We start from the raw sequence: 22,318 nt of genomic DNA, 5'->3' as shown, positions 1-22,318 counted from the left end.
TTGGGTTGAGTGCCGGTACTCGGGCTATACTAATGCTCCAAAGGCGCGCGAATTCCAACCTCGCGGCGGCAAGTTCCAGATCATATGGTCCAGCTTCCCGATTTTGCTCCCTCTGCCCTGCTCGTGCTGGGCATAGAGACGAGCTGCGACGAGACCGCCGCCGCGGTTGTCGCGCGCGATGCGGAAGGCACAGGCCGCATTCTCTCTAATGTCGTGCTTTCCCAGTTCGACAGCCACGCCATCTATGGCGGCGTCGTACCGGAAATAGCGGCCCGCGCGCACACCGAATGCCTCGATCTCCTCGTTCAGAAAGCCCTGGACGAAGCGGGCGTTTCCCTCGGCGATCTTTCGGCCGTGGCGGCATCGGCCGGGCCGGGCCTCATCGGCGGCCTGATCGTCGGCGCGACCAGCGGCAAAGCCCTGGCGCTCGCGACCGGCATACCCTTTCTCGCCATCAACCATCTCGAGGCCCATGCACTGACGGCCGGCCTGACCGACGCCATCCGGCCTCCGTACTTGATGCTTTTGGTGTCGGGCGGACATACGCAGATCCTGTGGGTCGAGGGTGTCGGCCGCTATCGCCGGCTCGCGACGACCATCGATGACGCGCTCGGCGAGGCTTTCGACAAAACGGCCAAGTTGCTGGGCCTCCCCATGCCCGGAGGTCCGTCCGTCGAGAAGGCAGCTCTGAGCGGCAATCCGCGACGCTTCAACCTCCCCCGCCCGATGATCGGCCGCGAAGACCCGCATTTCTCGTTCGCCGGCCTCAAGACCGCGGTCCGCCATGCCGCCGCAAAAATCGCGCCGCTCTCCGAGCAGGATGTCGCCGACCTCTGCGCGTCGTTCCAGGCAGCCGTTTGTGACAGCGTCGCCGATCGGGTGAGATTGGCGATACGTTCCGTCCTTCCGCAGTTGCCCGAGGGAACGCCGCGAAACTTCGTTGCCGCAGGTGGCGTCGCAGCCAACAAGGCGTTGCGATCGACGCTCGTCGGGATTTCGGACGAGTTCGGCTTCGCCTTCCGCGCGCCGCCTCTCGAACTCTGCACCGACAACGGTGCGATGATTGCCTGGGCCGGAGCGGAACGCCTGGCGCTCGGCCTCGTCGACGGGCTAGACTCGCCGGTCAAGCCGCGTTGGCCGCTTGATCCAGACGCTGCGAAAGCAGCAGGAGCCGGCGTAAAAGCCTAGCGGCAGCGGCCGTCAGAATTGCGTGCTAAGCTGAAGCGGAATTGATCTCGGGGGCACGCTTGCAAATAAATTCGGTGAGCATTGTCGGCGGCGGCGCGTGGGGCACGGCGCTGGCACAGACGTTGGCGCATGGCGGCATCAAGGTAATGCTTTGGGCGCGCGAGCCCGAGGTCGTCGACGACATCAACGAGCGGCACGTCAATCGAACCTTCCTGTCCGGCGTCAGTCTCAATCCCGCAATCCGCGCGACGGCCGACCTGTCGGCGGTAGCCAAAGCGGACGCTCTTCTCGCTGTGGTCCCAGCCCAGCATCTGCGTAGCGTGATGGGCAAGCTCGCCAAGCAACTGGCTCAGAACACACCAGTCATCATTTGCGCGAAGGGCATCGAACAGGCGACGGGCCGGTTCATGGGCGACGTCCTCGAAGAAGCCGCGCCGCAAGCGTTGCGCGCGGTGCTTTCCGGTCCAAGCTTCGCTGCTGATGTCGCACGCGGCTTGCCGTCGGCGCTGACACTCGCATGCCGCAACGAAACAACCGGGCGCGCGCTGACGGCTGCGCTCTCCTCGCGGCAAATGCGTCTCTATTGGTCGAGCGACGTGCTCGGCGCGGAACTCGGCGGCGCGGTGAAAAACGTCCTCGCCATCGCGGCGGGCATCGTCGAGGGCCGCGGCCTCGGAGCAAGCGCTCACGCGGCGATCGTCACGCGCGGCTTCGCCGAACTTCGCCGCTTCGGCGAAGCGATGGGCGCACGACCGGAAACGCTTCTCGGTCTTTCCGGGCTCGGCGATCTCATTCTGACTTGCGGCAGCGCCCAGTCGCGCAACATGTCCCTCGGACATGCACTCGGGGAAGGCCGCAGCCTCAACGAGTTTCTCGGCGCGAGGGTATCCGTGGCGGAAGGCGTCTACACCTGCGCGGCACTTGTCCGCCTTGCACACGAGAAAGGCGTCGAGATGCCGATCGCCGAAGCCGTGCACGGGATCATCGAAGGCCGGCTTCTCGTCGATGAAGCGATCACGGCATTGATGCAGCGGCCACTGAAGGCGGAAGACTGATCAGGCCCGCGCCGGCTTCGAAATCTTCTGCGACCTTTTGCAACGAGTGCACGATATGCGCCCGCGCAAACGCCCATGATCCGCTATCGGGCGCTCTTGCGGAGCCGGTGAGCATTTCGATTATTCCGAACGCGAGTGCTCACCCGCAGACTGCCTTTACCGAATATCAAGGCATTGCTGACATAACGATCAAACAGATTGGCAACGCGATCCAAGAGAGGTCGCTAGCCCGCCGCTCGATCGAGCCGCCAAAGTTTCGTGTCGCGTCTAAAACCCCATGCTTTCCGAGCATGGGGTTTTTGCTTTTACAGGCATTCGCTTGAGCAACTCGCCGTTTCGGGCTAGCACGATGCCCCCTACGTAAAGGCCAAGCCCATGACCGCCTTCTGGCTCTTGAAGTCCGAACCCGATGTCTTCTCGTGGAACGATCTCGTTTCCCGTGGACCAAAGGGCGAAGCATGGGACGGCGTTCGCAATTATCAGGCTCGCAACAACATGCGGGCGATGAAAGTCGGCGATCTCGGATTTTTCTATCACTCGAACGAGGGCAAGGAGATCGTCGGCATCCTGCGCGTCATATCGCCCGCGCATCCAGAAGCGAAAGACGAAACCGGCAAGTGGGAATGCGTCGACGTTGCAGCGGTCGCACCAGTGCCGAAGCCTGTCGGCCTTGACGCCGTCAAAGCCAATCCCAAGCTTTCCGCCATGGTGCTCGTCAACAATTCGCGTCTCTCGGTGCAACCCGTGTCCGCCGAAGAATGGAAGGAAATCTGCAAAATGGGCGGTGTCGATCTAAAAGCGCTCAAGGGCTCATGACGGGCCGGCTCGATCCCGCTGATCCTAGAAGCGCCAAACGGTTCATCGTCGAAAATACCAAGCCCATCGCACCACCCCTGGTCCCCGAGATCACGTTGCGGCTTGCGGAAGAGTCGCTGCCGATCTGGCAAAAGACCGAAGACGAACTCGGCGAGCTTAACGTACCCCCGCCCTTTTGGGCTTTTGCCTGGGCCGGAGGCCAAGCGGTCAGCCGATACCTGCTCGATCATCCCGAGATTTGCCGGGGCCGGACCGTTCTCGACATCGGCGCGGGCTCCGGAATTTCTGCAATCGCAGCCGCCAAGACGGGCGCCGCCCGGGTCCTTGCCGCAGATATCGACGGCTTGGCTATCGCCGCCTGCGCCATAAACGCCGAAGCCAACGCCGCCTCGATCGAAACCACCGGAGCCGATCTCCTTGCCGGAGAACCGCCGGCAGGCAGCGTGATTATCGTCGGCGACCTCTTTTATGAGCGCCAGCTGGCCGGCCGCGTCGTCGAATACATCGACCGGGCAAAGGCCCTCGGATGCTCGGTGTACATCGGCGATCCCCGGAGAGGTTATTTTCCGGACGGACGGTTTACACCGCTCGCAGAATATCAGGTCCCGGTAAGCCGGGAGCTCGAGGATTACGACATCAAGCGCACGATCGTGTGGGGCGGATAGGTCTTGCGGCAGTACGGTTTACACCGCTCGCAGAATATCAGGTCCCGGTAAGCCGGGAGCTCGAGGATTACGACATCAAGCGCACGATCGTGTGGGGCGGATAGGTCTTGCGGCAGTGCGGTATTGAATCGCGGAATATTTTTCCGAAGACGCTGGTCAGGACACCTTCCAGCATGTTGTGAAGCGGCGCTGGCCACAGCATAATACGGGAAATGGCCGCTACGCAGACGGCCAACCGGAGGAGCGCTTCTAATGTCGGAAAAAGTTTACGCCGTGCCCCCCCAATGGGCCGAGCGGGCTTATGTTAACGCTGATTCCTACGAGGCGATGTACGAGCGGTCGGTTGCCGACCCTGAAGGCTTCTGGTCGGACGCCGGAAAGCGGCTCAATTGGATCAAGCCCTTTACGCGGGCCAAGAACACGAGTTTCGCCCCCTCCAACGTCGACATTCGCTGGTACGAGGATGGCACGCTTAACGTTTCGGCGAACTGCGTCGATCGTCACCTCGAAAAGCGGGGCGATAAGGTCGCGATCATCTGGGAGGGCGACAATCCCAACGAGAGCGAGCAGATCACATATCGCCAGCTCCACGAGCGCGTGCAGCGTTTCGCCAATGTGTTGAAGAAGCATGGCGTCAAGAAGGGCGACCGCGTAACGATCTACCTGCCGATGATTCCAGAAGCTGCCTACGCGATGCTTGCGTGCACGCGTATCGGCGCCGTCCATTCGATCGTATTCGGCGGCTTCTCGCCCGACAGCCTGCAGAACCGCGTCGAGGACGCGGATTCAAAACTCATCATAACGGCCGACGAAGCGCTTCGCGGCGGCAAGCCCGTTCCGCTGAAGAAGAACGCGGACGCCGCACTCGCCCGGTGCAAGGGCGACGAAAAGATCCTGGTCGTTCGCCGCACCGGAAATCCCGTGCCATGGACGGATGGCCGCGATTTCTGGCTGCATGAAGAATTGCAAACCGTTCCTGCCGAATGCGAGCCGCAGGAAATGCGTGCCGAAGACCCGCTTTTCATTCTCTACACCTCCGGCTCGACGGGTAAGCCGAAAGGCGTCGTACACACGACCGGCGGTTATCTCGTCTACGCATCGATGACGCACCAATACGTCTTCGACTACAAGGAAGACGACATTTATTGGTGCACGGCCGATATCGGCTGGGTTACGGGACACAGCTACATTGTATACGGACCGCTTGCGAACGGCGCGACGACGCTGATGTTCGAAGGCGTGCCGACGTATCCCTCGGCATCGCGGTGCTGGGACGTCGTCGACAAGTGGAAGGTCTCGATCTTCTATACCGCGCCGACGGCCATCCGCGCCTTGATGGGTGCAGGCGACGCATTCGTCAAAGGCTCCAGCCGGTCGTCTCTGCGTCTCCTCGGCTCGGTAGGTGAACCGATCAATCCGGAAGCCTGGGAATGGTATCACCACGTCGTCGGCGACGACCGGTGCCCCATCGTCGACACGTGGTGGCAAACCGAAACCGGCGGCATCCTCATCACGCCGCTTCCCGGCGCCACACCGTTGAAACCCGGTTCAGCGACGAAGCCTTTCTTCGGCATTCGCCCGGCGCTCGTGGACGACAAGGGTCAATTCCTTGGCGGCGAAGCGCAAGGCAACCTCGTCGTTCTCGATAGCTGGCCCGGACAATCGCGAACCATCTACCGCGACCACGAACGGTTCGTTCAGACCTATTTCTCTTCGTATCCGGGAATGTATTTCACCGGCGACGGATGCCGCCGCGATAGCGATGGCTATTACTGGATCACGGGCCGCGTCGATGACGTCATCAACGTCTCGGGTCACCGCATGGGAACCGCCGAAGTCGAAAGCGCGCTCGTCTCCCACCCGAAAGTCGCAGAAGCCGCCGTCGTCGGTTATCCGCACGATCTCAAGGGCCAGGGCATCTATTGCTATGTAACGCTCAACATAGGCGAAAGCGGCGATGAGGCACTGAAAAAGGACCTCGTTGCCCACGTTCGCCGTGAAATCGGACCGATCGCCTCGCCGGATCTCATTCAGTTTTCACCCGGACTGCCGAAAACACGCTCGGGCAAAATCATGCGCCGCATCTTGAGAAAGATTGCGGAGGACGATTTTGGCAGCTTGGGAGATACCTCGACGCTGTCGGATCCGGCCGTGGTCGACGATCTGATCTCCAATCGCCAGAACAGGCGCGTGGTGTAGCGCTCGAACCACCTAAAGACCACTGGCGGCGGCATCAGAAATCCGAGGTGATGCCGCCCTTCTCCCAGTCGCCGAAACGTGTCGGATCCGGCCCGTCTCTGCCGCCGATTTCACGGGGCGGTTTGGGCTCGGCCGCCTGCGCGATACGTCGCGCTTCCGCCTCCTCCAGCGCCCGCTTGGCTTCCGGCGTCAACACGCGCGGAGCGGGCTGCGCGTCGTCGCGCTGTTCTTCGCTTATGCGATCTCCGGCCGTCATGATCACAAACGTCCTTTGGTAAGCGGTTCCGCGAGCTTTTTCCGCGCATCGCCTTTATGGAATACTCCAGACACCATATATACGCGTCTGTAAGGTTGCGAACTAGCTTAAGGACCACGTACCGCGAGTATGATCAAATGCCTATGAACTATGCCAAGACCGCGCTTTTGCTGGCGGCGATGACAGCCATCTTCGTCGCCCTCGGCGCGCTCATTGGCGGCCAGGCCGGCCTTGTCATTGCATTCTTCATCGCGCTCGTAATGAACGCGGTCAGCCTGTGGAAGTCCGACTCCATCGTGCTCCGCATGTTCAACGCCCAGGAAGTCAGCGAAACCTCGGCTCCCGAGCTCTATTCGATAGTTCGCGATTTGGCACGCAACGCCGATCTGCCGATGCCGCGCGTCTACATCATGAACAATTCGCAGCCCAACGCCTTCGCGACGGGGCGCAGCCCGTCGCATGCGGCCGTCTGCGCATCGACCGGCCTTCTCGAGACGCTCAACAAAGAAGAGATTGCAGGCGTGCTCGCGCACGAGCTTGCACACGTCAAGAACAGAGACACGCTGACCATGGCCGTCGCCGCAACCATCGGCGGCGCGGTTTCGATGGTCGCGCAATACATGCTGTTCGGCGGCAACCGCGGTAACGATCGTGGCGCACTTGGCGCGATCGGCACGCTGGCCGCCATCATCCTTGCACCCATGGCAGCGGGTCTCGTGCAAATGGCGATAAGCCGCTCCCGCGAATATCAAGCTGATCGATTGGGCGCGATCATTTGCGGCAAGCCGCTTTGGCTCGCCTCGGCGCTGCGGAAAATCGACAGCTCCGCCCGCCGCATCCCCAATGAGCAGGCTGAAGCGATTCCGGCGGCCGCGCATATGTTCATCATCAATCCTCTGAACGGCCACGGCGTCGATAATCTTTTCTCGACGCACCCGAATGTTGTAAATCGCATCGCCGCGCTCGAGGCGCTGGCGCGTGAGATGGGCGCTACCGGAATGGAAACGTCTGGTGGCGGCGGCCGTCCGGGTGAAGTCTGGATCGGTGGTCAGAATTATACCAAGCCACCGAACCCCTGGGGCTGAAGTGTCAAATAACACAAATCGAAATGGTCATCGCACGGCTGGAGTTCGCCCGGGCGCAGCGCGCGCACACGGCAACCGCGACCACAAGCCGAAGATGGCCGCCGCCCGCCCGCCCTCGCCCGCAGGGGATGGCCTGAAGACGCGCGACGCCGCCGTCTCCGCGCTCTTTTCCGTGCTGATTGAGCGCAAGCCCTTCGACGACGTCTTCGCGAGGGCGTCGGCGACACGCGATCTAGCTCCCCGCGATCGAGCGTTTGCGCGCCTCATAGCGACGAGCGCACTTCGCAATCGCGGCGCGCTGCAGGCCGTACTCCGCACCTACATCGCCAAACCACTCCCCCAACACATCGGCCGCCTGGACGAAATTCTCCTCGCCGCCGCGGCCCAGCTTCTTCTTCTGCAAACGCCGCCCCATGCAGCGATTTCGCTTGCAGTCGATCAGTGCCACGCCGACACGAACGGCAAGCGCTTTGCAAATCTCGTCAACGCTGTCTTGCGCCGCCTGAGCGAAAGCGGGCCCGGCCGCCTCGCGTCTCTCGATAATGTTGCGCTGACATTTCCTGAGTGGTTGCTCGCGCGCTGGAGCGCCGCTTACGGCCCAGCCGAAGCCCGCCAGATCGCGCGCGCATCATTGGTCGAGCCGGCCCTCGATATAACAGTTAAATCCGATCCGGAAATGTGGGCGGAACGCATTGGCGCCGTCGTTCTGCCGACCGGCTCGATAAGGTGCGCGCAAGCCGGACGCGTCGAAGAGCTGCCGGGATACGATGAGGGCGCGTGGTGGGTGCAGGACGCCGCCGCGGCTCTTCCCGTCAAGCTGTTTGGCGATGTCGCGGGCCTTTCCGTGCTCGACCTATGCGCGGCGCCCGGAGGAAAGACTGCCCAGCTCGCCGCTCTCGGTGCGAACGTCACGGCTGTCGACAAATCCGCCGGACGATTGTCACGACTCGGAGATAATCTCGCGCGCCTCGGGCTCTCCGCGAACACTGTCGTCGGAGACGCGCTGACATTCACGTCCGAGACGAAATTCGACGCGATCCTGCTCGATAGCCCTTGCACGTCGACGGGCACGATCCGTCGCCATCCCGACATCTTGTATCTGAAGCGCCCCGAGGACGTTCCCGCTCTGGCTGCGCTCCAGGCCAAACTGATCGACCATGCCGCCGGCCTTTTGAAGCCGGGCGGTATGCTCGTCTATTGCACGTGTTCGCTGGAGCCGGAGGAAGGCGAAAAGCAAATCGATGCCTTTCTCGCCCGTCATGCTGATTTCGAACGCCGTCCGATCATGCTGGATGAAGCAACGATCCCGATGTCGTGGAGAACGAGCGCGGGCGATCTCCGGACTCTGCCGTCGCACTTCGCGGATTTGCCCGAAGGGCTCAGAGGTCTCGACGGCTTTTTCGCGGCATCTCTGGTGAAGTCGCCCTGAGCTAACTGTGAGCTAACAGTATGTTGTACCCGCGCGCCTTGTTTTGGCGCGGGTCAAGGGATAATCCAAACGTCTGATCGAGCCGATTTTCGCGCAACGTCGCAGGAGCGTTTCCCCTTGGGCCTCAATGTCACGGAACGGCTGAAGATCCGTTCCCTTTCCGTTGAGCGCCTCCGCCGCCGGGTCGTGACGTTCACACTGTCGTCGCCGCTGATGCGCTGGCGCTACGCGGGCAATGGCGCCGACCAGATCTTGATCGTACCGCAAGAACTGCGCGCTGCCGATCCAAGCTTTTGGACAGAGATTGCGCACGGCCACTTCGGCCTAGCGTCCGAGATCGCAGACCTGAAGGGTGCGTCCGCGTTCCGGGCAACGCCGCCGAGCATAGCCTGGGAGCGGGAACTCCACGGGTTCGGCTGGTTACGCCATTTAGCCGCGACCGAAGAAGAAGAAGCGGCATCGGCCGCACGAGAGCTTGTTCTCGAATGGATCGCTCTGAAGCGGATCTCGCACGGCATCGCCTACGAGCCCGAGGTCATCGCACGGCGTCTGATCTCGTGGATATCGCAAGCCAACATGCTGCTCGAAGACTTGGACGCGCGCTCCTATACGCAGATCATGTCAAGCATGGGCCAGCAGATTGTTGCGCTCCGGACGACGTGGAGAAACGCACCGGACGGCGTGCCGCGCATGGTTTGCCTGATTGCGCTCGTCCTGACGGGACTCGCTGTTTCCGGCCACGACCGCCAACTGAAAGAGGCCGAAGCCGCGCTGATCGTCGAGTTGAAACGCCAGATTCTCGACGACGGCGGCCACGTCAGCCGCAGCGCGAGCGTTCTGTCCGATCTCGTCCTCGACCTGCTGCCATTGGGACAATGTTTCTCCTCGCGCGCGCTCGTCTCCCCCGAGGAGATCAACACGGCGATCAAGAAGTCCTTGCGGTTTTTGCGGTTCACGCGCCTCGGCGACGGCATGCTCGCGCGCTTCAACGGCGTGAGCACAGGGTCACCGGCAGCGCTCGCGACCGCACTCGGCTATTCCAGCGGCGAACTCGATTTCATGCCGGTCGCACATGAATCTGGGTATGCCCGGCTCGAGCGAGGCCGGACGATCGTTTTCGCCGACGTCGGCTCTCCTCCCCCGCTCGAACTTTCGACACAGGCTCAGGCGGGCGCGCTCTCGTTCGAAATGACCTCGCGACAGCATCTGATTTTCGCAAACGGCGGATTCCCAGGCCCCGCCGATCGCGACTGGGATTCCGTTGCGCGCGCGACCGCCAGTCACAACACGCTTTGCCTCGCAGAAACGTCGTCCTCCCGCCTCATCCGCCACGAGCAGCTGGAATCGATGGTCGACGGCCTGCCGATCAGAGAGCCCGACACCGTCGCGTTCGAATTTACGGATGGGCCGGATCAAGCACTGCTGAACGCGAGCCACGACGGCTATCTGAAGCGCTTCGGTTTGATTCATGTGCGCCGCCTCGCGCTTTCCGCCGCCGGCGACCAGCTCGAGGGCATCGACATCCTCGAGCCGCCGAAGGGAACACTGCGCCTGAAGCAGGATCTCCCTTACGCCATCCATTTCCATCTTCACCCCGATTGCGTCTGTCTTTCCGCCGGACACGGCATTTGCCGCATTACCCTCCGCGACGGCGAAAGCTGGCTCTTCTCGGCCGCCGACGACAACGCTCAAATGTCGATCGAAGAAAGCCTGTTTTTTGTCGACAGCGCCGGCCCACGGCCGAGCCTGCAGATCGTGCTCCGTGGTACGACCTACGGCGAGACGCACGTCCGCTGGTCAGTCCGCCTGGAACGGCCGAACGACCGGCAAATCTGACCGATCGAAGGCCCATATTGAGCAATCGCGCGTCAGATCCACGCGCGGGATAGCCTTGCCCGGCGCACCGTGCTAACCGCGCACGAGCGAACAACTGGGATGCACATGGCCGATCAACGGATACGCCGAGCCCTCCTTTCAGTCTCCGACAAGACTGGGCTCATTTCTTTCGCAACGACCCTGGTTAACCGGGGCATTGAGCTTGTCTCGACCGGTGGCACGGCAGCCGCGCTGAAGGCCGCTGGGTTGGCCGTAAAGGACGTCTCGGAGCTGACCGGCTTCCCCGAAATGATGGACGGCCGCGTCAAGACTTTGCATCCGAAGGTGCACGGCGGCCTCCTCGCCATTCGCGGCAACGCCGTTCACGACGCGGCAGCGCGCGAACATGAAATTTCGCCGATCGATCTTCTCGTCGTGAACCTTTATCCGTTCGAGTCGACGATCGCGAAACAAGCCCCCTACGATGACTGCGTCGAGAACATCGACGTCGGCGGCCCGGCGATGATCCGCGGCGCCGCAAAGAATCACGAGAGCGTCACCGTCGTCGTCGAACCGGCCGACTACGATCGCGTCCTCGAGGAAATCGCAGCCAACGACGGCGCAACGACACTCGCATTGCGCAAGGCCCTCGCCGCCAAGGCATTCGCGCGAACCGCAGCCTATGATGCGGCGATCAGCAATTGGTTCGCGCGCGAGATCGGCACGACGACGCCCGACTACCGCGCGTTCGGCGGCAAGCTCTCGCAGTCCCTCCGCTATGGCGAAAACGCCCACCAATCGGCGGCACTCTACCTCTCAGCTGAAAATCGCATCGGCGTCGCGACGGCCGAACAGCTTCAGGGCAAGGAACTCTCCTACAACAACATCAACGACACGGACGCGGCTTTCGAGCTCGTCTCCGAATTCGCTCCCGGCGTGCCCGCAGTCGCCATTATCAAGCACGCCAATCCGTGCGGCGTCGCGACCGGAACGTCGCTTGCCGACGCTTACCGCAAGGCGCTCGCCTGCGATCCCGTCAGCGCATTCGGCGGCATCATCGCGCTCAATCGGGCAATCGATGCTGAAGCCGCCAACGACATAACGAAGATCTTCACCGAAGTCGTCATCGCCCCTGGCGCATCCGACGAAGCGAAAGCCATTTTCGCGACCAAGAAAAATCTCCGCCTGCTGCTGACAGGCGGCCTAGCGGACTCGCGTGCGGCAGGGCTCAACTTCAAATCCGTCGCCGGCGGCTTCCTCGTTCAGTCGCGGGACGCGAGCAATGCCGACGATCTCGAATTGAAGGTCGTCACCAAGCGCGCCCCGACCGAAGCCGAACTCAAAGACCTGCTGTTCGCCTTCAAGGTCGCGAAACACGTGAAGTCGAACGCCATCGTTTACGCAAAAGGGGGCGCGACCGTCGGCGTCGGCGCTGGTCAGATGAGCCGTGTCGACTCCGCACGCATCGCCGCCTGGAAGGCCGCTGAAGCCGCGAAAGCTCAGGGCGTTAACGAGCCGCTGACCGTCGGATCTGTCGTCGCGTCCGACGCATTCTTCCCGTTTGCCGATGGGCTGATCACCGCGGCCGAAGCCGGCGTCACCGCCGTCATCCAGCCGGGTGGCTCAATGCGCGACGATGAAGTGATCAAAGCCGCAGACGAGCGCGGCCTTGCGATGGTCTTCGCCGGCGTCCGCCACTTCCGGCACTAGGCGGTCTCATTGGGCTGGACGTGTCCGCACGAACAGCATCATGACGGCGCCGATGGCGAGGAAGGCCAGCACGGCTGCCATGCCGATGCGCTGGCTGCCGGTCTGCAGCGTAACGAATGCCACGGCGAGCGGCGCCAGGAACGCCGTAACTTTTCCTGAAAACGCGAAGAGCCCGAAGAACTGCGTGATCTTCTCGGGCGGCGCGATACGGGCAAGGAGCGACCGGCTGGCAGCTTGAACGGGCGCGGCGACGACGCCGACGAGGATGGCAAAGGCAAGAAACACCTGCTCACCGGGCGATGAAAATGGCTTCGCGCCGATAACCTTCTCGGCAACTTCCGTCGTGAAAAGAATGTGATTTTTATCGACCGACAGAATTCCAAGAGCGCCTACGATCAACGCCAGCAGCGCGACGACAATGACGGTCTTCGGCCCGAGACGATCATCAAGCCACCCGCCGAATAGCGCGCCGAATGCGCCGACCAGCGTCAGGATGATCCCGAAAATTCCAAGCTCCAGCGCCCCCCACCCGAAGACGGACGCACCGTAGATGCCGCCGAAAGCGAAGATGGCCGTGAGCCCGTCCGTGTAGAGCATGCGCGCGATCAGAAAAATCAGAACACTCGGCATCGCGGGAAGCGACTTGATCGTGTCCAAAAGCTCGGCCGTCGCAGAACGCTCCGGATGCACGCCGACGGCTCTCCGCCGGTCCGGCACGAAGAGAAAGAATGGAATGATGAAGATGGCGAACCATATCGCGGCGAACGGCCCGGTGATGCGGTCGCCCTGATGCGCACCGCCGTCGAGCTTTAACAGCGGATCGAGTCCCAGAAGCGTCGTCGCTTCGCCGGGCATGGGCACCAACAGGCCGGCAACGAGCGCCAAACTGACGAGGCCGCCGAAGTAGCCTACCGCCCAGCCCGTGCCGGACAATCGGCCAAGCTCGTCGCGCGGCACAAGGCCCGTCATGATGGCGTTCGAGAAAACGCTCATCAGCTCCGCGGCGAGCGTCGCCATGACGAAACCCGCGAGCACGATGAGAATGGTCGTCAGATTCGCGTCCGGAACGCCGAGCCAAAGAACGCTGAGGCCCGCGAGGAATACGAGCGACAGGACCGCCATCCACGGCTTCCGCGAGCCGCGCCCATCGGCAGCGGCGCCCAACAGCGGGCTGAGGATCGCGATCAGCAGCCCGGCGACGGCGGCCGCATACCCCCACAGCGCCTGACCGCAAGCGGCCTTCTCGCTGCCTTCGGCGATCAACGTGCCGCAAGTGGAATTCTGCACGATCGCATTCGCGAAATAGGGACCGAACAGAAACGTCTGCACCAGCGTGTAATGCGGCTGCACGGCCCAATCATAAAGCATCCATGAAACGCGAGCGCGGAGGGGAGCGCGGACCACGTCGCCCGTCGCGACAGGCGACGCTTGCTCGTCAGAACCGCTGATATCGATCGTCGCCATGTCTTCCCCTCTTCGATCCGCCCGACCGCGCCACCCGTCACTTAGCCCGGAAGTGTGTCAGCTCCGTAAGACGATAAGGTGATCGGGAAGCTCATTCGGATCGGCGTCGCCCGGCGGGAAGTGCGCGGCAAGCTGATCGCCGATTTGCTTTATCGCGTGCTCGAAACCATCGACCGCCCGCCCCGCGCCGATTTCGGCCGTAAGCTGATCGACGATTTTCTGCCAAGTGCCTTTCGGAACCAGCGCATCGATGCCGCTATCGGCAATGATTTCGACACGCTTTTCCGCGAGCGACACGAAAAGCAGGACACCGGTCCGGCCCTCGGTCGTGTGCAGGTTCTGCGCGAGAAACTGCTCGCTCGCGCGCCGACGCGTGTTCGCATTCAAAATCGACTTTGGCACGAGCGACATACGCACGCGCGGATGCCATGCGAGCGCCAGCAGGCCAAGAAAGACCAGAAGCTGAATGAGAAAAATTATCTGCACCGGCATCCACGTGAAATGGATGAAGGGCCAGGGAATGATGAGGGCAAGGAGCGCCGCCCACATGAAGGGGATATGCTGATAGCGGCTGCTCTGATCCGCAACGACGGCAACGATCTCTCCCGACGTATTACGTTCCGCCGCAGTGATGGCTGCGGAAATGCGCTCTTCGTCGTTGGCACTGATTAAACTCATCGCGCGCGACCGCCTTTTTGCATCCAATTCGTTTGCCCCTACCAGCTTCCCGAAGCGCCACCGCCACCGAAGTCGCCGCCGCCTCCAGACCAGCCGCCACCGCCGCTGTCGCCGCCACTCGACCACCCGCCGCCCCAACTTCCCGAGCCGCCTGGAATAACGACGACGCCGCCTCGTCGCCGTTGCGAGCCGGGCATTCCCGCTTGCACCGCTTGCGACTGCCGGTAATTGACCCAGAGAACGAAGGCGACGATCATCAGAAAAATGACGAGGTGGACGATCGCCCACGGATCGTCTTCCGGTGTCCGGCCGCCCTCGGCGCGGCGTTTCACTTCTTCGCTGTCGCCGAGAAGCACCGATTTGATATCGCGGATGCCGTCTTTGATGCCGCCCGCATAGTCGCCACGCCGGAACTTCGGAAGAATGGCGTTCTGAATAATGAGCGACGACATCGTGTCCGTCATGAACGGCTCGAGCCGGCGGCCAACCTCGATGCGGACCTCGCGATCGTTCGGCGCCACGATGAGAAGAACGCCGTTGTCTTTGCCCTTCTGACCGATCCCCCATTTCCGGCCCAAGCCGACGCCGTAATCCTCGATCGGATAGCCCTGCAGGGATTTGACGGTGACGACAGCAAGCTGATCGGTCGAAGTATCTTCGAGCGCCGCGAGATCCTTTTCGATCTCGGCCTTGTCTTCGGGCGTCAGCAGGCCAGCCTCATCGGTCACGCGACCGGCAAGATTCGGATAAACGGGCTCGGCGAAAGCCGGCGCGAAGAGCACGGGCAGCGCCGCCAGCAGCAAGATCAGCATCGCGCGCAGCAACGCGCGACGCCCATCATTCAGCGTGGAAGACCGAGCGGCGGTGAAAGCGCCAGCCATCGGACGAGTTCCTAGCAAAGTTGCAGGCTTCGAGCGCTATGGCTTGGTGAAATCGACCTTCGGAACCTTCTGTTCTTCAGGAGAGATATCGAACGTCGCCATTTCCTTCGCCTGCGGATAAAGCGCCACCTTCCACAAACGGCCGGGGAAGGTCGAGATCTCGGTATTATATTTTCTCACCGCTTCGATGTAATCGCGCCGCGCGATGGCGATGCGGTTTTCCGTGCCGGCAAGCTCGCTTTGCAGCGCGAGGAAGTTCTGCCCCGACTTGATATCGGGATAACGTTCGACGACCGCCATGAGGCGTCCGAGAGCGCCGCTGAGCGTCGCCTGCGCGTCCTGGAATTTCTTCATCGCTTCAGGGTTCGTCAAAATGTCGGGAGGCAGCTGGATGTTCGTCGTCTGCTCGCGTGCTTTCGTGACCTCGGTCAGAACGCTCTTCTCCTGATCCGCGAACCCTTTCACGGATGAAACGAGATTTGGAATGAGATCGGAGCGGCGTTTGTACTGGTTCTGCACTTCGCTCCAAGCAGCCTTGGCTTGTTGCTCGTAAGTCGGAATGGTGTTGACGCCACATCCCGCCATCGAGAGGCCCGCCACGATGATCGCGAGGAACGCGATCGGACGGGCAATGAAAGTTCTTGTCATTGCGATCATGGTTTGACGTTCCCCATCATTGAACAGAATCCCATTCGACAGCCGTTAGTGGACGTACCGATACGGAGTTTGCAATTCGATGTTGGTATGGGCTTTCCCGATGGCATTCAAGCGACACCGCGCATACTGCAGCCCATGTAACAGCTAACGGCTTTACCAAGTTGTGGACCAAACCTGCAAAGCAGGTAGCCTTCGCGGTACCCTGAACCGCCGCCCGAATACTTGAAATTACCGCCGAAAATCTGACGCCTCGGCTTATCACCAGACATCTATTTAGATTTTCGACGAATTACCGGCTGTGGAATGGGCAGTTTGATGGACTTCGTGAGGTCAGGAATGCGGAAGTTTGCAGTATTGGCTTCGGTCGCCACGTCGCTGTTTGCGTCTCTGGTTGTATTGGCGACAGGGCCAGCTTCCGCCTCCAGCGATCGCTGCCCCGAACGCGCCGTCGCCTGCTACGACAAGGTCAGAATTCCTGACGTCTATACGACCAGAACACGGCACGTGCTCGTCCGGCCCGGGTGGCGCGAAGTTTTGGCGACGCCTGCCGTTGTCAGAAACGTCGCCGTTCCGGTCGTCATGCGTCCCGGCAAATGGCGAACGGTGACCACGCCGCCCGTCTACGGTACCAAACTTGAGCGCGCAATCGTCAGCAAACAAACCAAACGCGAAGAATTTATTCCGCCCGTCACGCGGCGCGTAGAGCAGACTGTCATCGTCTCACCGGGCGGCTTTGCCTGGGAACGTCGCAGCGGACCCGACGGCAGGGAGAAACTGTGCAAGGTGAAAACGCCGCCTGTTACGAAAACGATCGCGCGAGACGTTGTCGTCAGTCCGGCTCGGCGCATCATCTACGTGACGCCCGCCACCTACGGCGTCGCCCAGCGAGCCGTTCTGATCAGACCCGCAACTGCCACGCGCGTTTATGAGCCACCAGTCCACGGCGTGATCAACAGATCGATCGTCGTTCGCCCGGCAGCAGCCGAAGTCGTGAATCACCCCGCTGTCATTTCGGTCCAGCGCGAGCGCGTTCTTGTTCGCGAAGGCGGATACGGTTGGGTGCGATCGAAGTAATCGCGGCGCGCGTTTGCTCCGGGTGTTGAAATTGGACGTCCGCCCACCGCATTGTTCAATTGCGAAATTCGCCCGCGCGCTCGGGCCGCAAGTTGCATAAGTGTCACCGAGTAAGTGCGGAAATCGCACGGCATTTGGCATTGGATGCCCATATCTGCGAGGCAGCATTGCGCCAATCGCATTAGAACCAACGCGGGACGATCCCAGTTATTTGCGTAGGGCGATCAATAAGGTCGTTTCGCAAATTGATATGGGAGTTTGATATGGACGGTTGGAAGAAAGCTCTCGGCGGCGCGTTAGCGGCCATTGCCTTCGCCGGCTTCTCGGCAAGTGCCGAAGCGCGCGGCGGACACGGCGGTCATTCCGGTCACGGCTTCGGTCATGGCGGGTTTGCCCACGGATACGGTGGCCATTGGCGCGGCCATCGGGGATGGGGCGGAGGCGGCTGGGGATGGGGTCCGGCTATCGGATTCTACGGACCCTATTACGACGACTACGCCTATTATGATGATTATCCCTACGACGACTATTACTATCGCCGCCGTCATCACCGTTACTACTACAGATAAGCGATCGACCCCGGCCCCGATTGGGGCCGGTTTCGTATCTCGCGCCAGCCCTTATGGATTTTGGGCGTCCAATGCGGCGGACAATGCCCGCGGAGATGTGAAGGAGATATCGAAGTGTATGGGAGTTGCGGCCATTAGCATCGGAATGCTGAAGATGAGGACGACCATAATTCCGCAGGCCAATGCCGCTTGAAGAAACTGCACGGAGCGCTTCAACACTGTTGCACCCTTTCCTATCAACGCGGGTGCATTTTCCTCCGGGTGTATGGCTTCAGGGAGTCGTGAGCGAGTCTCAAGAACGGCGTTGCGGCGATGGAAATACGGCGCCCCGTGGGCGCCGTACTTGAACTACCACCAGCGGCAGTGACGATGCCCGTGCCGCCACCAGCAATGGCGGTGATGCCGCCAATAGACGTTCTGGGCCACCGGCGACTGGCCGGAAAGCAGCTTGAGCGAATTCACGTCGCTGCTGACCGAAGCTGCGTTTGCAATCCCAGCTCCAAGAACCATCGCGACGGCCGCGAGGGCGACACCCAACGTAGTCTTCATGAGGCTTCTCTCCTTGGTTACGAGCGTCGTTTTGACGCCAAGTGAGGAGCTACCTATAGCGACGGTGCCTCGTCCGCTTTCCATACGTTTTCGTAAAGCGAGCGATGGTCGACTTATATCGAATCGGAGTGTTGCATGGGCGACGAAATGATTCGCACGATATGGCGTTGCACAATCCGTGCTGATTTCACGAGTTATTCTGAAAGGCGGTCAGTCAGGACCGTCGCCACATCGGAAGGGTCGAGACGCCTGCTTATATCTTGATCACTCCGTCAGCAGGCGAATGATCTACGCCGCACGCGTCCAGTCTCCCCGGTTTGGGACTTCAAACGGAGTGAAACTGAACCATTCACGCTTATCGGCGGACACCTTCTGAATGATGGAAAGGTTCGTCGCGGCTAAACGCATGACCGCATAGTCCGGCCGATTGGCTTCAATGTAGTTCACGACGGATTCGATTGCGGGATACCAAGCGTCATCGAACGCGATAAATCCTCCTCGCGCGCAAAGTAGATCCGCTAAAACGAAGTCTGCCATGATGTTTTCGAAAAGGTGCGAGCCATCGATAAACACGAATCCCGCCGCGGCCGGCCCGCGCTCGGCGTAAAGCTGACCCAAGCCAATCTCCGACCGCTGACGAACGCGACGAAACTTCGGCGCGAACCTCTCTTGAAGATAAGCTTCGACGACAGTGCCGCGTCCGCTCTCGAGACCGTACGGATCGAAAACGACGTGCTCGAAATCACGCTGGCTGTCCGCAAGCGTGCCGAGAAGAACGGAGCAAGACGATCCCATTCCGAAGCCAACTTCAATGCTTAGCGGCGTTGGGCTTTTACGGATGAGGTAAGAAAGAAGGGCAATCGCTCCGGGGTCCATCTTGACGTTACGGAGTTCGTCGGTGCGGCCGTCCGGGTGTTTGAACGTGCCCGTATCGTAGGCCTCGAAGTATCTCGAAACTGGGTCTTGCTTTCCTGCCAGCGCGCGAAGCTCGGCGAGAAGAACGCCGGCCGGGGGCAATTCGAGCAGCGGCATGGTACGGTGAACGGCTTGAGCTTTGCGCGAGCGCGATGTCCGAAAAAGCTTGGCGAAATTCATGATCAATCCCCGACCCGCGATTTGAGAGAAGTAGCTTTCCCGACTTCAAATGATGGACGTCTGTACCCGGCGAATCACTGCTATGCCAGAGATCGGCAGAACGTATCACCCGTTTGCTGATCCGGCCAAAATGCCGAGAAGTTACAGTCACGGCGGGCGACAAAGCCACACCGGCATCAGAGCGCCACGGGATCTCGGATCGTGCAAGCCGAGTGCCTCGACCGGCATCCAATCTGTCGTACGGAGAATTGGCTGACTGACGCTTGGCGTCGGCATAAAAACGGAGGCCTAAGCCGACTTGTAGGCGCGACGCGCCTTAGCGACGCCGTCACGGCGCCAAGCAATAGGGGAGATACTATAACCCCTTGAAGATACTGGAGCGGGCGAAGGGATTCGAACCCTCGACCCCGACCTTGGCAAGGTCGTGCTCTACCCCTGAGCTACACCCGCATGTCCAGCAGCATCAGCGCCTTGCGGCGATTGAAGACCCGCCTTATGGCGCAAGTGTGAAACCAATGCAAGGCCTCTTCATAACGAGAATGCGGCCGCCGGTTGAGACATAATGTAAGACCCTCCTCGCAACTTGCATCCATCCGAATGATAACGTCCCGATCTCAGCATGAGTCCCCCATCGATGCCCCACACGCGCGAGCAACTTTTCTCGGTTTTGGATCACCTCGGAATTCCGACGAAGACGGTCGAGCATCCACCCGCCTTTACTGTCGCCGACAGCACATCGATCGAGATCGCGCTCCCCGGCGCGCACACGAAGAACCTTTTCCTCAAAGACGATAAAGGAGCGCTCTTCCTCGTGATCGCCAACACCGAGACGCGAGTGGACCTCAAAGCGCTCTCGAAGAGGCTTCCTGCGGGCCGGTTTTCGTTCGGCAAGCCGGAACTGCTGCTGGAAGCGCTTGGCGTGACGCCCGGCGCCGTGACGGCTTTTGCCGCCATCAACGACACTGCGCAGCGCGTTAAGATCGTGTTTGACCAGGCTCTGATGGCAGCTGAAACCATCAACTGCCACCCGCTCGAGAACACCGCGACCACGAACATTGCACGGGAAGATCTTTTGCGGTTCATTCAAACAACCGGCCATGATCCCCATGTCATGGTATTGACCGCGTCTTGAAGGTCTGAGCGGCGGCGAGGAGATTGGGTCAATGGAATTCGGTGACAGAGAATTCGCCGGCGCCCCGGGCGCGGCGGACATCGTAAAGGACGCGACGACCGCGTCCTTCAAGGCAGACGTTCTCGACGCGTCGAAATCGGTGCCGGTTATTGTCGACTTCTGGGCATCGTGGTGCGGGCCGTGCAAGCAATTGACGCCGCTGATCGAGAAGGTCGTCCGCAGTTATCGGGGCAAGGTTCGCCTCGTGAAAGTGAACGTCGACGAAAATCAGGCGATTGCCGCACAACTCCGCGTGCAATCGCTCCCGACGATCTACGCCTTCCGCGACGGCCAGCCGGTTGATGGATTTGTCGGCGCGCAACCGGAGAGCGCCATCAAGACCTTCATCGACCGGCTTGTCGCCGATGATGCCGAACTCGGCATTACCGAAATCTTGAAGGCCGGCGAGGAGTTGCTGGAGCAGGACGACCTGCAGGGCGCGGCCGAAGCTTTCGCGTCCGTCCTTCAGGAGGATAGAACCAACGCCGAAGCCTTGGCCGGCCTCGCCACCTGCTACATGAAAAGCGGCGACGTGGAGCGCGCCAAGCAAACCCTCGCCCTCGTCCCACCCGACAAGCGGGAGCTGGCCGTCGTCAAAGGCATCGAAGCCGCCATCCTGCTGGCCGAGAAGGGCGCCGACACCACCGACCTCACCGCCTTGCGGACACGGGCGGCTAAAAACCCGGCCGACTATCAAGCCCGCCTCGATTTGGCGGTCGGGCTGGCCGCCAGGGACGACAGGGAAGAGGCCCTTGAACTTCTGCTCGATCTCGTCAGGATGGACAGGAAGTGGAACGATGAGGCGGCCCGCAAACAACTCCTGCAGTTTTTCGACGCATGGGGTCCGAAAGACCCGCTCGTCGCAGACGGCCGGCGGAAGCTCGCATCGATCCTGTTCAGTTAGTTTTTCGGCACAAAGCGGAGACGATCGAATTTGACGCTCACGGAACGCTACCGGCGTCCAGCCGACCTGCCCCCGAGAATTCCGGTATTTCCGCTTCGTGGGGCGATCCTGCTTCCGCGCGCGACATTGCCGCTGAATATTTTCGAGCCGCGCTACCTCGAGATGATCGACGGCGTGATGTCGGGCGCCAGGATCATCGGCATACTGCAGCCGATCGTATCGGGCGACGACGATCAGGAGAGCCCGGTCGAAAAGACGGCTGGTCTACGTTCCGTCGGCTGCGCGGGCCGCGTGACCTCGTATCAGGAACTCGATGACGGACGCCTCATCATTACGCTCACCGGCATCACGCGCTTCCAGTGCGTCGGCGAGGCCGAAACCGAGATGCCCTATCGCATCATGAGCGTCAGCTACGATAAGTTTGCGAGCGACTTGACCGAAGGTCTCGGCGAAGAGCTCGTCGATCGTCAAAACCTCTTGCGCGTCTTGAAAACGTATCTTGAAGCGAACCGCTTGAAAACCGACTGGGCGACGATCCAGCGCGCGTCGAATGAATTTCTCATCAACGCACTGTCGGTCATGTGTCCGTATGGGCCCGAAGAGAAACAGGCCCTTCTCGAAGCAAAGGATCTGAGATCCCGCGCCGAAGTGCTCGTTGCGCTCGCGGAAATCGATCTGGCCTCAAACGGCAGCAGCGGCACGACGCTGCAATAGTACGGAGAGCGTCGATGAGCGAAAGCGAAGAAGCATCCGGCGACGCCGCGAATGCCGTCGATCCGAAACTTTTGGAACTGCTCGTCTGTCCTTTGACGAAGACGAGGCTTGTGTACGACGCCAAGGCGCGCGAACTCATCAGCAAGGCCGCTGGCTTGGCCTTTCCGATCAGGAATGGTGTTCCGCTCATGATTGAGGAAGCGGCGCGCAAGTTGACGGACGACGATTTACGCCGCGCTTAATTTTCATCGTGTCAGCGTGAAGGCAACGGGCAACTTTCAAGCAATATTTTTTTGAGCGCCGTCCTTCCGGCTTAACCACGTCTCTTTAGATTCTGTAAAATA

Annotated in this window: 22 protein-coding genes and 1 tRNA gene; 15 read left to right on the top strand and 8 right to left on the bottom strand. The window is 61.0% G+C overall.

The features are described 5' to 3' along the window. Positions 1-117: 117 nt before the first annotated feature. The 5 genes from tsaD to acs all read left to right on the top strand — a co-directional run bounded on the left by tsaD (position 118) and on the right by acs (position 5,923). Positions 118-1,188: a tRNA (adenosine(37)-N6)-threonylcarbamoyltransferase complex transferase subunit TsaD gene (gene tsaD, locus AACL53_RS21205; RefSeq protein ID WP_339087016.1), complete on the top strand. Its 1,071-nt coding sequence runs from the start codon at positions 118-120 to the stop codon at positions 1,186-1,188. Between the two features lie 59 nt (positions 1,189-1,247). Beyond that, positions 1,248-2,243: an NAD(P)H-dependent glycerol-3-phosphate dehydrogenase gene (locus AACL53_RS21200; RefSeq protein WP_339086640.1), complete on the top strand. Its 996-nt coding sequence runs from the start codon at positions 1,248-1,250 to the stop codon at positions 2,241-2,243. A 375-nt stretch (positions 2,244-2,618) separates the two neighbouring features. Next, positions 2,619-3,059: an EVE domain-containing protein gene (locus AACL53_RS21195; protein WP_339086639.1), complete on the top strand. Its 441-nt coding sequence runs from the start codon at positions 2,619-2,621 to the stop codon at positions 3,057-3,059. Beyond that, positions 3,056-3,724, top strand: coding sequence for a methyltransferase (locus tag AACL53_RS21190; protein ID WP_339086637.1), 669 nt, complete (start codon positions 3,056-3,058; stop codon positions 3,722-3,724). Before AACL53_RS21195 ends, AACL53_RS21190 begins: the two co-directional genes overlap by 4 nt. 252 nt (positions 3,725-3,976) lie before the next feature. After that, positions 3,977-5,923 carry an acetate--CoA ligase gene (gene acs / locus AACL53_RS21185; RefSeq protein ID WP_339086635.1) on the top strand — a complete coding sequence of 649 codons (1,947 nt, stop codon included), beginning with the start codon at positions 3,977-3,979 and terminating at the stop codon, positions 5,921-5,923. Positions 5,924-5,957: 34 nt separating this feature from the next. Here the strand turns inward: acs and AACL53_RS21180 are convergent, their stop codons facing one another. After that, complete coding sequence (locus AACL53_RS21180; RefSeq protein WP_339086633.1) at positions 5,958-6,179, bottom strand: DUF1674 domain-containing protein; 222 nt, start codon at positions 6,177-6,179, stop codon at positions 5,958-5,960. Positions 6,180-6,322: 143 nt separating this feature from the next. Here AACL53_RS21180 and htpX point away from each other — a divergent pair, with 143 nt between their 5' ends. The 4 genes from htpX to purH all read left to right on the top strand — a co-directional run bounded on the left by htpX (position 6,323) and on the right by purH (position 12,218). Further along, the gene (htpX, locus tag AACL53_RS21175; protein ID WP_339087014.1) at positions 6,323-7,264 is read left to right on the top strand and encodes a zinc metalloprotease HtpX; all 942 of its coding nucleotides are present in this window, start codon (positions 6,323-6,325) and stop codon (positions 7,262-7,264) included. A 94-nt stretch (positions 7,265-7,358) separates the two neighbouring features. Next, complete coding sequence (locus AACL53_RS21170; protein WP_339086631.1) at positions 7,359-8,693, top strand: RsmB/NOP family class I SAM-dependent RNA methyltransferase; 1,335 nt, start codon at positions 7,359-7,361, stop codon at positions 8,691-8,693. A 117-nt stretch (positions 8,694-8,810) separates the two neighbouring features. Next, positions 8,811-10,529, top strand: a complete 1,719-nt coding sequence (locus AACL53_RS21165) for a heparinase II/III family protein (protein ID WP_339086630.1) — start codon at positions 8,811-8,813, stop codon at positions 10,527-10,529. Positions 10,530-10,634: 105 nt separating this feature from the next. Then, positions 10,635-12,218, top strand: coding sequence for a bifunctional phosphoribosylaminoimidazolecarboxamide formyltransferase/IMP cyclohydrolase (gene purH, locus AACL53_RS21160; protein WP_339086629.1), 1,584 nt, complete (start codon positions 10,635-10,637; stop codon positions 12,216-12,218). A 6-nt stretch (positions 12,219-12,224) separates the two neighbouring features. On the opposite strand, the gene AACL53_RS21155 is transcribed toward purH, so the two are convergent. Genes AACL53_RS21155 through AACL53_RS21140 form a run of 4 tightly spaced genes read right to left on the bottom strand, consistent with a single transcriptional unit; the run spans position 12,225 to position 15,898 of the window. Next, positions 12,225-13,682 carry an MFS transporter gene (locus tag AACL53_RS21155; protein WP_339086627.1) on the bottom strand — a complete coding sequence of 486 codons (1,458 nt, stop codon included), beginning with the start codon at positions 13,680-13,682 and terminating at the stop codon, positions 12,225-12,227. Between the two features lie 57 nt (positions 13,683-13,739). Then, complete coding sequence (locus tag AACL53_RS21150) at positions 13,740-14,360, bottom strand: TPM domain-containing protein (protein ID WP_339086626.1); 621 nt, start codon at positions 14,358-14,360, stop codon at positions 13,740-13,742. Positions 14,361-14,398: 38 nt separating this feature from the next. Then, complete coding sequence (locus AACL53_RS21145; protein ID WP_339086625.1) at positions 14,399-15,241, bottom strand: YgcG family protein; 843 nt, start codon at positions 15,239-15,241, stop codon at positions 14,399-14,401. 36 nt (positions 15,242-15,277) lie between these two features. Beyond that, positions 15,278-15,898: a LemA family protein gene (locus tag AACL53_RS21140; protein WP_339086624.1), complete on the bottom strand. Its 621-nt coding sequence runs from the start codon at positions 15,896-15,898 to the stop codon at positions 15,278-15,280. A 336-nt stretch (positions 15,899-16,234) separates the two neighbouring features. On the opposite strand from AACL53_RS21140, the gene AACL53_RS21135 reads away from it, so the two are divergent. Further along, positions 16,235-16,972 (top strand): hypothetical protein, encoded by a 738-nt coding sequence (locus AACL53_RS21135; RefSeq protein WP_339086623.1) that lies wholly within the window; start codon positions 16,235-16,237, stop codon positions 16,970-16,972. 263 nt (positions 16,973-17,235) lie between these two features. Then, positions 17,236-17,541, top strand: coding sequence for a hypothetical protein (locus AACL53_RS21130; protein WP_339086622.1), 306 nt, complete (start codon positions 17,236-17,238; stop codon positions 17,539-17,541). Between the two features lie 348 nt (positions 17,542-17,889). On the opposite strand, the gene AACL53_RS21125 is transcribed toward AACL53_RS21130, so the two are convergent. The 3 genes from AACL53_RS21125 to AACL53_RS21115 form a co-directional block, all read right to left on the bottom strand. Further along, on the bottom strand, positions 17,890-18,090 hold the full coding sequence (locus tag AACL53_RS21125) for a hypothetical protein (RefSeq protein WP_291162936.1): 201 nt from the start codon (positions 18,088-18,090) through the stop codon (positions 17,890-17,892). Between the two features lie 288 nt (positions 18,091-18,378). Continuing rightward, positions 18,379-19,185: a class I SAM-dependent methyltransferase gene (locus AACL53_RS21120; RefSeq protein ID WP_339086621.1), complete on the bottom strand. Its 807-nt coding sequence runs from the start codon at positions 19,183-19,185 to the stop codon at positions 18,379-18,381. Between the two features lie 375 nt (positions 19,186-19,560). Beyond that, positions 19,561-19,635 (bottom strand) — tRNA-Gly (locus AACL53_RS21115). Positions 19,636-19,819: 184 nt separating this feature from the next. On the opposite strand from AACL53_RS21115, the gene AACL53_RS21110 reads away from it, so the two are divergent. The 4 genes from AACL53_RS21110 to AACL53_RS21095 are packed head-to-tail and all read left to right on the top strand — an operon-like array spanning position 19,820 to position 22,216. Further along, on the top strand, positions 19,820-20,317 hold the full coding sequence (locus AACL53_RS21110; RefSeq protein WP_339086620.1) for a prolyl-tRNA synthetase associated domain-containing protein: 498 nt from the start codon (positions 19,820-19,822) through the stop codon (positions 20,315-20,317). A gap of 31 nt (positions 20,318-20,348) precedes the next feature. Next, positions 20,349-21,260, top strand: coding sequence for a thioredoxin (gene trxA / locus AACL53_RS21105; RefSeq protein ID WP_339086619.1), 912 nt, complete (start codon positions 20,349-20,351; stop codon positions 21,258-21,260). A gap of 30 nt (positions 21,261-21,290) precedes the next feature. Continuing rightward, on the top strand, positions 21,291-21,974 hold the full coding sequence (locus AACL53_RS21100; protein ID WP_339086618.1) for an LON peptidase substrate-binding domain-containing protein: 684 nt from the start codon (positions 21,291-21,293) through the stop codon (positions 21,972-21,974). Positions 21,975-21,988: 14 nt separating this feature from the next. Next, positions 21,989-22,216 (top strand): Trm112 family protein, encoded by a 228-nt coding sequence (locus AACL53_RS21095; RefSeq protein WP_339086617.1) that lies wholly within the window; start codon positions 21,989-21,991, stop codon positions 22,214-22,216. Positions 22,217-22,318 lie beyond the last annotated feature (102 nt).

Origin of the sequence: Hyphomicrobium sp. ghe19 (genome assembly GCF_902712875.1) — a bacterium.
Taxonomy (GTDB): Bacteria; Pseudomonadota; Alphaproteobacteria; order Rhizobiales; family Hyphomicrobiaceae; genus Hyphomicrobium_B.
The sequence above is the reverse complement of the archived record's forward strand: the minus strand, read 5'-3'. Positions and strand labels throughout refer to the sequence as shown.